16 protein-coding genes are annotated in these 13,344 nt (G+C 69.9%); 7 read left to right on the top strand and 9 right to left on the bottom strand.

Going from position 1 to position 13,344, the window contains the following annotated elements:
- Nucleotides 1-11: 11 nt before the first annotated feature.
- A complete protein-coding gene (locus AB0C35_RS14310) occupies nucleotides 12-980 on the bottom strand; it encodes a zinc-binding dehydrogenase (RefSeq protein ID WP_358454834.1) in 969 nt (322 codons plus the stop codon).
- Nucleotides 981-1,178: 198 nt separating this feature from the next.
- On the opposite strand from AB0C35_RS14310, the gene AB0C35_RS14305 reads away from it, so the two are divergent.
- Both AB0C35_RS14305 and AB0C35_RS14300 read left to right on the top strand, forming a co-directional pair.
- Complete coding sequence (locus AB0C35_RS14305) at nucleotides 1,179-1,553, top strand: BlaI/MecI/CopY family transcriptional regulator (protein WP_358454831.1); 375 nt, start codon at nucleotides 1,179-1,181, stop codon at nucleotides 1,551-1,553.
- Entirely contained in the window at nucleotides 1,550-2,440 is an 891-nt protein-coding gene (locus AB0C35_RS14300; protein ID WP_358454828.1) for a M56 family metallopeptidase, read from the top strand. The genes AB0C35_RS14305 and AB0C35_RS14300 overlap by 4 nt, the downstream gene beginning before the upstream one ends.
- Nucleotides 2,441-2,479: 39 nt before the next feature.
- Here AB0C35_RS14300 and AB0C35_RS14295 read toward each other — a convergent pair whose 3' ends face one another.
- Together AB0C35_RS14295 and AB0C35_RS14290 are read right to left on the bottom strand one after the other, a co-directional pair.
- Entirely contained in the window at nucleotides 2,480-3,010 is a 531-nt protein-coding gene (locus AB0C35_RS14295; protein WP_358454825.1) for a PH domain-containing protein, read from the bottom strand.
- Between the two features lie 61 nt (nucleotides 3,011-3,071).
- Nucleotides 3,072-3,527: a TerB family tellurite resistance protein gene (locus AB0C35_RS14290; protein ID WP_358454822.1), complete on the bottom strand. Its 456-nt coding sequence runs from the start codon at nucleotides 3,525-3,527 to the stop codon at nucleotides 3,072-3,074.
- A 201-nt stretch (nucleotides 3,528-3,728) separates the two neighbouring features.
- Here AB0C35_RS14290 and AB0C35_RS14285 point away from each other — a divergent pair, with 201 nt between their 5' ends.
- Together AB0C35_RS14285 and AB0C35_RS14280 are read left to right on the top strand one after the other, a co-directional pair.
- Nucleotides 3,729-4,304, top strand: a complete 576-nt coding sequence (locus tag AB0C35_RS14285) for a TerD family protein (RefSeq protein WP_358454820.1) — start codon at nucleotides 3,729-3,731, stop codon at nucleotides 4,302-4,304.
- Nucleotides 4,305-4,605: 301 nt separating this feature from the next.
- Nucleotides 4,606-5,406 carry an SAM-dependent methyltransferase gene (locus AB0C35_RS14280; protein ID WP_358454817.1) on the top strand — a complete coding sequence of 267 codons (801 nt, stop codon included), beginning with the start codon at nucleotides 4,606-4,608 and terminating at the stop codon, nucleotides 5,404-5,406.
- Between the two features lie 96 nt (nucleotides 5,407-5,502).
- On the opposite strand, the gene AB0C35_RS14275 is transcribed toward AB0C35_RS14280, so the two are convergent.
- The 3 genes from AB0C35_RS14275 to AB0C35_RS14265 all read right to left on the bottom strand — a co-directional run bounded on the left by AB0C35_RS14275 (nucleotide 5,503) and on the right by AB0C35_RS14265 (nucleotide 8,160).
- The gene (locus AB0C35_RS14275; RefSeq protein WP_358455077.1) at nucleotides 5,503-6,255 is read right to left on the bottom strand and encodes an amino acid ABC transporter ATP-binding protein; all 753 of its coding nucleotides are present in this window, start codon (nucleotides 6,253-6,255) and stop codon (nucleotides 5,503-5,505) included.
- A 77-nt stretch (nucleotides 6,256-6,332) separates the two neighbouring features.
- Nucleotides 6,333-7,247: an amino acid ABC transporter permease gene (locus tag AB0C35_RS14270; protein ID WP_358454814.1), complete on the bottom strand. Its 915-nt coding sequence runs from the start codon at nucleotides 7,245-7,247 to the stop codon at nucleotides 6,333-6,335.
- Between the two features lie 4 nt (nucleotides 7,248-7,251).
- Nucleotides 7,252-8,160 (bottom strand): ABC transporter substrate-binding protein, encoded by a 909-nt coding sequence (locus tag AB0C35_RS14265; protein WP_358454812.1) that lies wholly within the window; start codon nucleotides 8,158-8,160, stop codon nucleotides 7,252-7,254.
- A 358-nt stretch (nucleotides 8,161-8,518) separates the two neighbouring features.
- Here AB0C35_RS14265 and AB0C35_RS14260 point away from each other — a divergent pair, with 358 nt between their 5' ends.
- Together AB0C35_RS14260 and AB0C35_RS14255 are read left to right on the top strand one after the other, a co-directional pair.
- Complete coding sequence (locus tag AB0C35_RS14260) at nucleotides 8,519-9,709, top strand: NADP-dependent malic enzyme (RefSeq protein ID WP_358454809.1); 1,191 nt, start codon at nucleotides 8,519-8,521, stop codon at nucleotides 9,707-9,709.
- Between the two features lie 144 nt (nucleotides 9,710-9,853).
- Complete coding sequence (locus tag AB0C35_RS14255; RefSeq protein WP_358454808.1) at nucleotides 9,854-10,417, top strand: CGNR zinc finger domain-containing protein; 564 nt, start codon at nucleotides 9,854-9,856, stop codon at nucleotides 10,415-10,417.
- Here AB0C35_RS14255 and sodX read toward each other — a convergent pair.
- On the bottom strand, nucleotides 10,318-10,761 hold the full coding sequence (gene sodX / locus AB0C35_RS14250) for a nickel-type superoxide dismutase maturation protease (protein ID WP_358454806.1): 444 nt from the start codon (nucleotides 10,759-10,761) through the stop codon (nucleotides 10,318-10,320). The two genes, AB0C35_RS14255 and sodX, sit on opposite strands and share 100 nt — an antisense overlap.
- A 191-nt stretch (nucleotides 10,762-10,952) precedes the next feature.
- Here sodX and sodN point away from each other — a divergent pair, with 191 nt between their 5' ends.
- On the top strand, nucleotides 10,953-11,357 hold the full coding sequence (sodN, locus tag AB0C35_RS14245; protein ID WP_358454803.1) for a superoxide dismutase, Ni: 405 nt from the start codon (nucleotides 10,953-10,955) through the stop codon (nucleotides 11,355-11,357).
- Nucleotides 11,358-11,618: 261 nt separating this feature from the next.
- Here the strand turns inward: sodN and AB0C35_RS14240 are convergent, their stop codons facing one another.
- Both AB0C35_RS14240 and AB0C35_RS14235 read right to left on the bottom strand, forming a co-directional pair.
- On the bottom strand, nucleotides 11,619-12,089 hold the full coding sequence (locus AB0C35_RS14240; RefSeq protein ID WP_358454801.1) for a GNAT family N-acetyltransferase: 471 nt from the start codon (nucleotides 12,087-12,089) through the stop codon (nucleotides 11,619-11,621).
- A gap of 9 nt (nucleotides 12,090-12,098) precedes the next feature.
- A complete protein-coding gene (locus tag AB0C35_RS14235; RefSeq protein WP_358454798.1) occupies nucleotides 12,099-13,334 on the bottom strand; it encodes an enolase C-terminal domain-like protein in 1,236 nt (411 codons plus the stop codon).
- Between the last annotated feature and the right edge of the window lie 10 nt (nucleotides 13,335-13,344).

Below are 13,344 nucleotides of genomic sequence, written 5' to 3'. Positions count from 1 at the left end.
CACCGCCCGGCTCAGGGCGTGAAGACGATCTTTCCGAAGAGGTCGCCCTCGGCCATCGCGGCGAAGCCCTCCCGGGCCCGGCTCAGCGGCAGCGTCCGGTCGATCGGCGGCCTGGTGCCCGTCTTGACCAGGAACCGCGCCAGCCGCTCCAGCTGGTCGCGCGTCCCCATCGTGGAGCCGATCACCTGGAGCTGCAGGAAGAACACCCGGTTCAGCTCCGCCGGCGGCACCTGGCCGCTGGTGGCGCCGGACACCACGATCTTGCCGCCGGGCTTCAGCGACTTCAGCGAGTGCGACCAGGTCGCCTGCCCGACGGTCTCGATGACGGCGTCCACCCGCTCGGGGAGCCGCGCGCCCGTCTCCAGCGCCGCGTCCGCCCCGAGCTCCCGCGCCCGCTTGCGCTTGGCCTCGCTGCGGCTGGTCGCGTAGACGCGGTACCCGGCCGCCGACGCCAGCGCGATCGCGGCGGACGCGACGCCGCCGCCCGCGCCCTGCACCAGGATGGACGCGCCGGGCTGCAGGCCGGCCTTGTCGAACAGCATCCGGTAGGCGGTGAGCCACGCGGTCGGCAGGCAGGCCGCCTCCTCGAACGACAGCTCGGCGGGCTTGGGGACGAGGTTGCGGCGCGGCACCGCGACCTTCTCGGCCAGCGTCCCGGGATGCGTCTCCGAGAGCAGCGACCGCTTCGGGTCGAGGGTCTCGTCGCCGCCGCCCCGCGCGGGGTCGCCGATCACCGAGTGGACGATGACCTCGTTGCCGTCCTCGTCCACCCCGGCCGCGTCGCAGCCGAGGATCATCGGGAGGCTGTCGGCGGACAGGCCGACGCCCTTGAGGGACCAGAGGTCGTGGTGGTTGAGCGCGGCGGCCTTCACCGTGACGGTCGTCCAGCCGTCCGGTACCTCGGGGTCGGGCGCCTCCCCCGCCGTCAGCCCGTTCAGCGGATTGTCTGCGTCGATCTGCGTAGCCGTGACAGCGAACATGAACGCACACTAACCGTCCACCCTGCACGCGGACGGCCCGCCCCCGGTCCCGGGGGGCCTGCCGCCGCCCGCCCGCCACGGGCGGCGGCGCCCGGTCCTCGCCGTCCGTTCGCGCCGGCCGGCGTATTCGGCGGGCGGTGCGCATCGCGCACCTGATCTACTTTGAACCCGATGTATGCGCGCGAAGGGGTGAGGCCGGTGCCGCGTAGTCCATCGCGTAGACCGCTGGGGCGGTTGGAGGCCGAGGTCCTCGCCGCGCTGGCGGGGCTCGGCGGCTCGGCCCGGACGGCGGAGCTGGTGGAACGGCTGGACGGCGACCCGGCGTACACGACGGTGAACACGATCCTGCACCGGTTGCACGAGAAGGGGCTCGTCTCGCGGACCCGCGCCGGCCGGCACTACCACTACCGGCTCGCCGTGGACGAGTCCGAGCTGGTGGCGGGCCGGATGCATGAGCATCTGCGGCACGCGAGCGATCCCGTGAGCGTGCTGAACCGGTTCGTCCGGACACTCACCAGCGAGGAGGCGCGCCACTTGCGCGAGCTGCTCGAGGGCCCAGGTGAACGCGAGTGAACTGGTTCACCGTCATGCCGCTGGCCATCATGCTGGCATTGAGCACGGTGTTCGCCAGGGCGCCGTTACCGCTGCATCCGTCCTGGTCGGCGCGGCTGCTGGCCACCACGTGCGCGATGACCGTCGTGGCCGCGCTCGGCACCGGGGTCTTCGTGTCGATCAACTACGCGGCGTCGCTGGCGCCGGGCGCCGCCGGGCACGTCCCCGAATGGGCGCTGTTCGGAGACGACAGGCCGGTCCCGGACGTGGCGGGCGTCCCGGCGGTACTGCTGACCGCCGCCGGGCTGCTGATCACCGGCAGGACCGCCGTCGGCTGGCTCGCCGAACTGCGGACCGCGCGGGTACAGGCTCGGAAACCACTGGAGACCGACGTTCCGATCGCCATCGCGGTCCCCGGCCGGCACGGCGGGGTGCTGCTGTCGCGGGGCATGCTCCGCGGATTCACGGCCGAAGAACTCCATGTGGTGTTCCAGCACGAAACGTCCCACCTGCGGCACCGCCACCACCGCTACGCGGCGTCCGGCGCGCTGCTCTCCGCGGTCCTGCCGCCGCTGCGTCCGCTGAACGAGCGGCTGCGGCTCTCGGTCGAGCGGTGGGCGGACGAAGACGCGGCCGAGGCGGTCGGTGACCGCGCCGTCGTCGCCCGCACGATCGCCAAGGCCGCCCTCGCCCACCCGCACAGCACCGGGCCGGCCGCCGCGTTCGCCGAATCCGGGGTCGTCCAGCGCGTCGAGGCGCTGCTGGGTTCGCCCCCGGGCAGGAACGCGGTCGCGGGCCCGCTGCTGTTCATGGGCAACGGTTTCGTCACCAGTTCCCTGACCGGCGCGACCCTTCAGCTCGACCACGCCGCCGCGGCCTTCCTGCTGCCGCTGCTGACCCTGCGCTGACGGACGGCGGCTCGCGCCACGCTCGCCCGTCCCAAGGTTTCACCCGTGGTCGGCGGCGCCCGAACCCGTCTGATGGCGGCGCTGCTCCCCGTCCACGGCCTGGTAGATCTTGGACTTCAGGCCCTCGGGGTCCGGGACGCGCTTGAGCCGGAGCATGCCGTGCTCGGAGGCGGACTGGATGTCGAGCGTCCCGTATCGCCAGATCCGCTCCCACAGCGTCACCCGGAACGACACGTCGTTGACGCGGATCAGCGGGATGCTGTGCCCGGTCTTGGTCAGGAACCCGCTGCGCTTGTAGATGCGCTTCGTGGTGACGATGTAGATGGTGCCGCGCCACCGCAGCAGCGGGATCAGCCAGAACCACAGCGACAGGACCACGGCGACGCCAAGGACCACGTAGTCGGCGATCCGCCCCCAGTCCTCGCCGGACGGGACGACCCACAGCAGCGCACCGGCGACGATCCAGACCAGGCAGAGGATCACGAACTCGCCGATCAGCTCGGTCCAGTGCTGGCGGGTGGCATGGACCAAGGATTCGTCCTCGGCCAGATACCGGTCGGCAAAGCTCATGCCGCGCATCCTGGCACAACATCCCGTTCAGGTATACGGCGGCGGAGTTGGCGGGGCGGGGTCAGAGTTCGAATTCGGCGGGGGGCAGCCCCACGGCGTGGCAGGCCTCGCGGACGACGGCCTTCTCGTTGTCGTCGAAGTCGCCGTCGGCGCCGCCGATGACGATGCCGATCTGGATGACGGCGCGGGCCTCGGCGGGCTTCTTCTTCACCTTGGCGATGTCCTGCAGGACGCCGACCTTGCCGAAGTCGAAGTCGGCGGTGAGCTTGTCGATGTAGCCGTTGAAGCGCTGCTGCAGGTCGGCCGCCGGGAAGTTCTGCAGTACCTCGTTGGAGGTGATCAGTGACGCGGTCCGCTGCCGTTCGCTCGCGTCGACCGAGCCGTCGGCGGCGGCGACCAGTGCGCACATCGCCATGCTCGCGTCCCGGAAGGCGCCGCTCTTGAGGTCGTTCTTCTTCGCCATGAGCTGGGTCTGCATGGTCTGGCTAGACTCGCGTAGCTTGTCCCAGAAGGCCATCGGAGATCTCCCTCGTTAGCTGCCGGACCGGGGTTCTCGGTGATCTGCTACAAGTGTAATAGCATGTTTCCTTCCGCAGCGGCCATCCGGAGGTCGGTTCCGTGCAGGCGACGTCCGTCGTCGCGGACCGACGTCTCTCGAACGCTCCGGCCTGCCCTGCGGTTCCACGCGGTCCCGAACGACGACATGAGGAGAAACGCCATGGGTGTGAGCCTTTCCAAGGGCGGCAACGTCTCGCTGACCAAGGAGGCCCCCGGGCTGACGGCGGTCGTGGTGGGACTCGGCTGGGACGTCCGCACGACCACGGGCACCGACTTCGACCTCGACGCGAGCGCGCTGCTGCTGGACGAGGCGGGCAAGGTCCCCTCCAACGGGCACTTCGTCTTCTTCAACAACCTCAAGAGCCCCGACGGATCGGTGGAGCACACCGGCGACAACCTCACCGGCGAAGGCGAGGGCGACGACGAGCAGATCAAGGTGAACCTCGCCGCGGTTCCCGCCGAGGTCACCCGCATCGCCTTCCCGGTGTCGATCCATGACGCCGACGCGCGCGCCCAGAACTTCGGGCAGGTCCGCAACGCCTTCATCCGCGTCGTCAACCAGGCGGACAGTTCCGAACTGGCCCGCTACGACCTGTCCGAGGACGCCTCCACCGAGACCGCGATGGTCTTCGGCGAGCTGTACCGCAACGGCGCCGAGTGGAAGTTCCGGGCGACCGGGCAGGGCTACGCGTCCGGCCTGGCCGGTGTCGCGTCCGATTTCGGCGTCAGCGTCTGAGGGCGGGCTGCTCGACCGCGTCCTGAACCGCCTCTGATCGCTCAAAGGCGGGCCGGCGAGGGCGGGTACCGGACGGGGCGGCGTCCGGTACCCGCCCTCGGCCGTCTGCCCGGCGGGTTGGTTCGGGCCGTCACCCGAGGCGAGTCGCCGCGCCATCGATCGCTGAAGGCACCGCCGCGGAAAGTCGCGGCCGTAGCATGGAAACCGCCTGCGGCTACACCATGGGTGTCGTCGCCGACGAACAGCGAGCCGGTCAACGGCTCACCCGTCGGCGACACCGGTCCGAACCCGAGGAGCCTCCATGAGCCCAGAACCCAGAATCGACACCTCCGTGCCGCATTCGGCGCGGATCTGGAACTTCCTGCTGGGAGGCAAGGACAACTACCCCGTCGACCGGCAGGCCGGCGAGAAGGTCTTCCAAACCTTCCCGGGCATGGTGGAGATGGCTCGCCAGTCCCGGCGCATGCTCACCCGGGTGGTGCGATACCTGGCCGGCGAGGCGGGGATCCGCCAGTTCCTGGACATCGGCACCGGACTGCCCACCATGGACAACACCCATGAGGTCGCCCAGCGCGCCGCGCCCGATGCCCGCGTCGTCTACGTCGACAACGACCCGCTGGTGCTGGTGCACGCCAAGGCGCTGCTGACCAGCAGCCCCGAAGGGGCCACCGACTACATCGAGGCGGACATCCGCGACCCCGACACGATTCTGGCGCGGGCGGCCGGAACCCTCGATCTCGAACGTCCGGTCGCGCTCATGCTCATGGGCATCCTGGGCCTGGTGGACGACCACGATCAGGCCCGGTCGATCGTGGACCGGCTGATGGCGGCGCTGCCACCGGGCAGCTACCTGGCGGTCTACGACGGCACCGACACCGACCCCGACTATGTGGAGGCCATCCGGGCCTACAACGCGGGCAGCGGCGGAATCTCCTACACGCCCCGCAGCCCCGAGCAGATCGCCCGCTACCTCGACGGCCTGGAGATCGTAGAACCCGGCGTCGTGCCCGTGACACGATGGCGCCCCGAACCCGGCGCCCAGGGGGAGCCTCCCGAAGTCGCCTGCGTAGGCGGCGTCGCACGCAAGCCCCCGCGGCCCTGACGGCCGCGCTCGGCAGGCCCTGGGCGGGCCGCGTCCCACGGTGACGGGGCCCACCCGCCGTGGGGCCCCGTCACCGTGGAGGAAACCGAATCCGGGTCAGAGAACCTTGGAGAGGAAGTCCCGGGTGCGCTGGTGCTGCGGGTTGGCCAGGACCTCGCGGGGCGTGCCCTCCTCGACCACGACACCGTCGTCCATGAAGACGAGCGAGTCGCCGACCTCGCGGGCGAAACCCATCTCGTGGGTGACCACGACCATGGTCATGCCGTCGAGGGCGAGCTGCTTCATGACCTCCAGGACCTCGCCGACCAGCTCGGGGTCCAGCGCGGACGTCGGCTCGTCGAACAGCATCAGCGCGGGCTCCATGGCGAGCGCCCGCGCGATCGCCACCCGCTGCTGCTGCCCGCCGGACAGCTGCGACGGGTACGCCTGCGCCTTCTCGCTCAGCCCGACGCGCTCCAGCAGCGTGATCGCCTGCTCCCTGACCTGGTCCCTCGGCAGCCCCTTGACCCAGATCGGCGCCCCCATGACGTTCTCCAGCGCCGTCTTGTGGGGGAAGAGGTTGAAGCGCTGGAACACCATGCCGATCTCGCGGCGCTGCGCGGCGACCTCCCGGTCGCGCAGCTCGTAGAGCTTGCCGCCCTGCTGCCGGTAGCCGACGAGATGGCCGTTCACCCACAGCCGCCCGGCGTTGATCTTCTCCAGGTGGTTGATGCAGCGCAGGAAGGTGGACTTGCCCGACCCGGACGGCCCGACGACGCACATCACCTCGCCCTGCCGGACCTCCAGGTCGATGCCCTTCAGCACCTCCAGCCGGCCGAACGACTTGTGCACCCGCTCGGCCTTGACCATCAGGCCGCCGCTCTCGGGCGCGGGCGTCGGCGCGGGCTCCTTCGAGAGGGAGTTGCTCACGATGTCCTCACCTCCGCTCACTGGCCACCGCCCCCGCCCCGGAAGCGGACCCGCGGCTCGCGCGACGTCGTCCCCCTGCCGACCCCGCGGCTGAAGTGGCGCTCCAGGTAGTGCTGGCCCACCATCATCAGCGATGACAGCAGCAGGTACCACAGGCACGCCATCACCAGCATCGGAATGATCTTGTAGGTGCTGGCGTAGATGGTCTGTGCGGTGAACGTCAGCTCGGAGAACGGGATCGCCGCGACCAGCGAGGTGTTCTTCATCATCGAGAGCGCCTCGTTGCCGGTCGGCGGGATGATGACCCGCATCGCCTGCGGCAGCACGATCCGGCCCATGGTCTGCATCCGGGACATGCCGAGCGCGCTCGCCGCCTCCTGCTGCCCCTCGTCCACCGACAGGATCCCGGCCCGGATGATCTCCGCCATGTATGCGGCCTCGTTGAGGATCAGCCCGAGTCCCGCGGCGATCATGGCGGTGACGAGCGCCTGCGTCTGCCATGTGTGGAACTCGGGGCCGAACGGGATGCCGATCCCGACGGTCGGGAACAGCGAGCCGATCGCGCCCCAGATGAGCAGCTGCGTGTAGAGCGGCGTCCCGCGGAAGAACCACAGGTAGAACCAGGACGCGCCGCGCAGCAGCGGATTGGGCGACAGCCGCATCAGCGCGAGGACGGTGCCCAGCAGCACGCCGCCGATCATCGCGGTGAGGGTGAGCAGGATCGTGTTGCGGACGCCCTTGAGCACCGCGATGGAGAAGATGAACTTGCGCTGCTCCGGCCAGTCCAGCGCGTCGCTGGTGAGCAGGAAGTGGACGAACATCGCGACCAGCACCAGCACGACCGCCGCGGCGGCCCACCGGCCGGGATGCCGGACGGGGACGGCCCGGATCGCTTCGGGCCGTCCCTTCTCGACGTCGCTGTCGACCGTCATCCGATCAGCTCTGCGCCGCGTTGATCGCCGGCTCGGTGATCGCGCCGCTCTCCACGCCGTTCTCGGTGAGGATCTTCTTGTAGGTGCCGTCGGCGATGAGCGCCTTCACCGCGGCGAGCACGGCGTCCTTGAACTGGCCGGAGTTCTTGCCGAAGGTGTAGCCGTACGGCGCGGTGTCGTAGACCTGGCCGATGATCTCCAGCTTGCCGGTCTTCTTGACCGCGTCACCGATGATCGGCGAGTCGGCGGCCATCGCGTCGACCTTGCCCGCGACCAGGTCGTTGTTGACCTCGGTCTGCTGCTTGCGGACGACCTGCTTGATGGCCGGCTTGCCCGCGTCGGTGCACTTCTTGCTCTTCGCCGTGAGGTCCTCGACCTGCACGGTGCCCTGCTGGACGCCGATGCTCTTGCCGCAGGCGTCGTCGGGGTTGACGCCCTTGGGGTTGCCCTTGAGGGCCGCCCAGGCCGTCCCCGCCGAGTAGTAGGTGACGAAGTCGACGGCCTGCTCGCGCTCCTTGGTGTCGGTGAAGGAGGAGACGCCGGCCTCGTACTTGCCGGACTGGACGCCCGGGATGATCGTGTCGAAGCCCGCGTTGTGGTACTCGGTCTTCAGGCCGAGCTTGGCCGCGACGGCGTCGAACAGCTGGACGTCCCAGCCGACGATCTTCTGCGTGGCCGGGTCGACCGACTCGTTGGGCGGGTAGGACGCGTCGGTGCCGACGACGATCTTGCCATCGCTCTTGATCGCGTCCGGGACCATGGCCGCCAGTTTCGCGTCCGCGCTCGTGTTCGAGCCGGAGTCGCCCGTGTCTCCCGTGTCGTTACTGTCGCCACATGCGGACAGGGCGAGTGCGCCCGTCAGCACGAGCGCGCTCGCCGCGACGGCGCGACGGCGCAGAGAACCGATGATCATGGTCCCCCTCCAAGTGGTTGCGTCGGATCCGTACAGATCCGAAGGTCAGGTGCATATTTTGGCGTACAACCTCCCTGATCTGGATAAAGGGTCCGAAACAATCACGCAACGACGGAGCGCCGGAACCGTCTACCACCCCAACGCACGTGTACCCTCCGCGACCGGCCCACCACATGTGGCAACCGTCACGTGATGGTCACCACCACCCCGGACTCCGGGCGCGCGGAGGGCGGTATGAGAGAATCGCACAACGGGTGACCCCCGTACGTCGCGAGATGACCACCAGGTGACCGGCCACCACGCCTCCACCACCGCGGCGGCATCGCAAGAAAGCCAACTTTCACTGACAGGGGTCGCTGTGGCTGCTGAGCCCATTCCCACCGAACCATCCTCGCTCGACGATGATCCGGCCTTTTCGCTGCACCGCGGCGGCAAGCTGGAAATGCGGTCGACCATTCCGGTCCGCAACAAAGACGATCTTTCGCTGGCCTACACGCCGGGCGTCGCCCGGGTCTGCACCGCGATCGCCGACCGTCCCGAACTGGCCTACGACTACACCTGGACGTCCAGGGTCGTCGCCGTCATCACCGACGGCACCGCCGTGCTCGGGCTCGGCGACATCGGCCCCGCCGCGTCCATGCCGGTCATGGAGGGCAAGTCCCTGCTGTTCAAGGAGTTCGCCGACGTCGACTCCGTGCCGATCGCGCTGAACTGCACGGGCGTGGACGAGATCGTCGACACCGTGATCCGGATGGCGCCGAGCTTCGGCGGCATCAACCTGGAGGACATCAGCGCCCCCCGCTGCTTCGAGATCGAGGACCGGCTCCGCGCCGCGCTCGACATCCCCGTCTTCCACGACGACCAGCACGGCACCGCGATCGTGGCGCTCGCCGCCCTCAAGAACGCGGCCCGCCAGGTCGGCAAGCCGCTGTCGGAGCTGCGCGCGGTCGTGGCCGGCGCGGGCGCGTCCGGCATCGCCGTCTCCAAGATGCTGATCGAGGGCGGCATCGGCGACATAGCGCTGTCGGACAGCAAGGGCCTCATCTACGAGGGCCGCGACGGGCTCAACCCGATCAAGACGCAGATCGCCGCGATCACCAACCGGTCGCACCTCAAGGGTTCCACCGAGGAGGCGCTGCGCGGCGCCGACGTCTTCATCGGCCTGTCCGGCGGCACCGTCCACGAGTCGTGCGTCGCCACGATGTCGGAGAACGCGATCGTCTTCGCGCTGTCCAACCCCACCCCCGAGGTGCACCCCGAGGTGGCGCGGCGGCACGCCAAGGTCGTCGCGACCGGCCGCAGCGACTACCCGAACCAGATCAACAACGTGCTGGCGTTCCCCGGCATCTTCCGCGGCGCGCTGGACGTCCGGGCGCGCTCGATCACCGAGGGCATGAAGCTGGCCGCGGCCAACGCGCTCGCCGGCATCGTCGGCGACGACCTCACCCCCGACTACGTCATCCCCGGCCCGTTCGACGACCGCGTCGCCCCGGCCGTCACCCGTGCGGTGGCCGAGCAGGCCCGCAAGGAGGGCGTCAACCGGATCTGATCCGGCCCGCGATCTTGCATTTCGGACGGCCCGCGTTCCCGCCGTGGAACGCGGGCCGTTTCCCAAGAATCTGTGTAGTTTCCGTCACGAGGGAATAACTCTTGGCCAGTTCGTCCGTTCAGGTCGAGTCCGTCAGGAGCGAAAGTGGACCTCGCCTCGTACGCAGACCTGGCGATCGATCTCGTGAACACGCAGCGTGGCCGACAGGACGACCTGCGTGATCTCGAAGGGCTGCGGGCCCTGCTGGTGCACCGGCCGCATCTCGGGGGGCGGATCGCGCACCGCGATCTCGACGCCATGCGCGAACTCCGCGCGCAACTGCGCGCCATCTTCGTCTCGGCCGCGCGCGGGGACGAGGACGACGCGGTGGACCGCCTCAACACGCTGCTGATCCATCATCCGGTCCATCCGCAGGTCTCCCGCCACGACGGCCAGGACTGGCATCTGCACTTCAATGAGGCCGGCTCGATACCCGACCGTTATGCGGCCCGCACCGCGATGGGCCTCGCGGCGAAGATCGCCGACCAGGGCATCGACCGGCTCGGGCTGTGCCGGGCGGAGGGCTGCGAGCGGGTGTTCTTCGACACGACCGCGAACCGGTCGCGCCGTTATTGTTCGGACCGCTGCGCCGGCCGGCCGAGCGTCACCGCCGCCTGCCACCCGAGCGCGCCCCGCGTGAACGTCCCGGCACGCGACAGCGGCCAGTAGCGCGCGACGACCCGTCCGAGGACCAGCGCTTCGGGCACGGCACCGAAGTCCCAGCTGTCACGGCGGCCCTGGGCACCCTGGTTGTCGCTCTCCAGCCACCACCCGTCCGCCGACCGGTGGCCGGCGCGTTTGACGATGAGGAGGCCGGGGCGTTCCGGGTGCCGCGCGACGACGACGTCGCCCGGCGCGGGACGGGCACCGGCGCGCACGAGCAGCCAGTCCCCCGGCCGCAGCCCGGGCAGCATCGAGTCGCCGGCGACCTCGACGGCCAGCAGCCGCCGCCACAGGCCGGCCAGGGCGAGCACCGCCCCGCCGGCGAGGCCCCACAGCATCGGCCCGCGCATCCGCATGATCCTCCTCGTTCGCCCGCATAGATTGCCGGCCGGCGGTCATGAACACTGCCGGAAGGGTTCCAGACCGCGCCGCGGCCCGGTCTTAGGCCGAAATACCGAGCGCCCTGGCCGGACGTGGCCGGGAGCACAAGGGTAATGTCGGTGACCTGACCATGATCCGCAACGAGGGAAGGGATTCGCAGGTGTTGCTCAAGCTTCTGCGCCCGAAGACGACGGTCTCCGCGCACTGCGACCTGCCGTGTGGCGTCTACGACCCGGCGCAGGCCCGGATCGAGGCCGAGTCGGTCAAGGCGATCACTGAGAAGTACGCCGCCAACGAGGACCCCGAGTTCCGTGCCCGGGCGATCCTGATCAAGGAGCAGCGCTCGGAGCTGGTCAAGCACCACCTGTGGGTGCTCTGGACCGACTACTTCAAGCCGCCGCACTTCGAGAAGTACCCGCAGCTCCACCAGCTGTTCAACGAGGCGACCAAGCTCGCCGGCGGTGGCGGCGGCACCAAGGCCACCATGGACACCAAGGTCGCCGACGACCTGCTCGCGAAGATCGCCGAGATCAGCGACATCTTCTGGGAGACCAAGAAGGGCTGACCGGCCCGGACACTGAGGCCCAGCCCGAAACCGGGCTGGGCCTTGTTCATGCCCGCCCCCCGTCCCTGCCCCGCCCCCGCATGGCCTGCCCCCGCATGCCTCGCCCGCACCCATGCCCCGCCGGCATTCGAGATCGGGCGGCCAGGGCCGCGCGGCCTTCAAGCATTGCCCGCGTCCATGCTCGGCCCGCGTCCATGCTCGGCCCGCGTCCATGCTCGGCCCGCGTCCCATGCCCGGCCCGCCTTCAGGAGCGGGCGGTCTTCAGGAGCGGGCGGCCTTGGTGAGGGTGTCGCCGGTGAGGCGGTAGACCGTCCACTCGTCCTGTGGGCGGGCGCCCAGGGCCTCGTAGAACTCGATGGCCGGCTTGTTCCAGTTGAGGACGGCCCATTCGACTCGTTCGTAGCCTCGGTCGTCGGCGATGCGGGTCAGTTCGGTGAGGAGGGCCTTGCCGTAGCCGTGACCGCGGACGTCCGGGTCGACGTACAGGTCCTCCAGGTAGATGCCGTGCGTGCCGTTCCACGTGGAGAACGTGAGGAACCACAACGAGACCCCGACGACGCGGCCGTCGTGTTCGGCGACGTGGGCGAAGACCTTCGGGTCGTCGCCGAACAGGCTCTTGTGCAGCTGCGCCTCGGTCGCCTTCACCTCGTGCAGGGCGCGCTCGTACTCCGCGAGATCGCGGATGAGCCGCAGGATGGCCGGGACGTCGTCGGGGGTGGCGAATCGGATCACAACCGCAGGTTATTCGAGCGGAGCGAGCGGGACGGACGGGTCCGCCCAGCGGTCGTTGGGGACGAGCGGGTACCAGCCGGGGCGGCCGGGGTCGCGGTCGTAGGGGTAGCCGCCGAGTTCCCGGTACAGCTCGGCGTACTCGGCGACCTTGTCACGGTCCAGGCGGACGCCGAGGCCGGGGCCGGAGGGCACCGGGATCCTGCCGTCCGCGTAGCGCATGGGACCGCCCTCGATGACGTCGTCGGTGAGGTGGTGGTAGTGGGCGTCGGCAGCGTAGGTGAGGTTGGGCAGGACGGCGCCGAGGTGCAGCATGGTGGCGAGCTGGATGCCGAGTTCGCCGGAGGAGTGCACGGCCACGCCGATCTGGAAGGTCTCGCACACGGCGGCGGCCTTCACGCAGGGACGGATGCCGCCCCAGAACGTGGTGTCGAGGAGGACGACGTCCGCGCTGCGGCGCAGCACGTTGGCGGCGAGCTGCTCGAAGTTCACGACGACGGTGTTGGTGGCGAGGGGGACGTTCACCCGCTCGCGCACGAGCCGGAGCCCCTCCAGGCCGAGGACGGGGTCTTCGAGGTAGTCGTTGTCGAGGTCCTCGATCGCCTTCCCGAACCGCAGGCCCTCCTCGAGGCTGAGCACGGAGTTGGGGTCGTAGCGGAACCGGTCGCCGGGGAACGCGTCCGCGAGCGCCTTGTAGCACTCCAGTTCGTGGCCGGGCGGGAACACGCCGCCCTTGAGCTTGTGGACGCCGAACCCGTGCAGGTCCTTGAGCGCGCGGGCGTGCTCGACGAGCTGGTCCGGGGTGCGGACCTCCGGGGACCCGCCCGCGCCCGGGTAGCGGTAGAAGAGGTAGGACGCGAACGGGACGGAGTCGCGGATGCGGCCGCCGAGCAGGTCGTGCACCGGGACGCCGAGGTACTGGCCGACGAGGTCCAGGCAGGCGAACTCGATCGCGGCGAGGATCTGGGTGCGGTTGTTGTAGAGGCTCGCCGTCGGGTTGGCGATCTTGAAGCGGAGGGTCTCCAGCTCGAACGGGTCGTGCCCCTCCAGGTGCGGCGCGAGGGCCTGGAAGGCGGCCTCGGCGCTCTGCCCGCCGCCGCCCATCTCGCCGAGCCCGACGAGGCCGTTGTCGGCCTCGACCTCCACGATCGTCCGGACGAAACGGCCCCAGTGCGCGCCGTTGCTGTGCAGGAGCGGCGCCTCCAGCGGCACGGTGACCGTGGTGGCGCGGATACCTGTGATCTTCATGTGTCCCCGA

The organism is Spirillospora sp. NPDC048819, assembly GCF_040650055.1.
In the GTDB taxonomy this organism is placed as follows: domain Bacteria; phylum Actinomycetota; class Actinomycetes; order Streptosporangiales; family Streptosporangiaceae; genus Spirillospora.
This window is presented reverse-complemented; position numbering and strand designations above follow the sequence as displayed.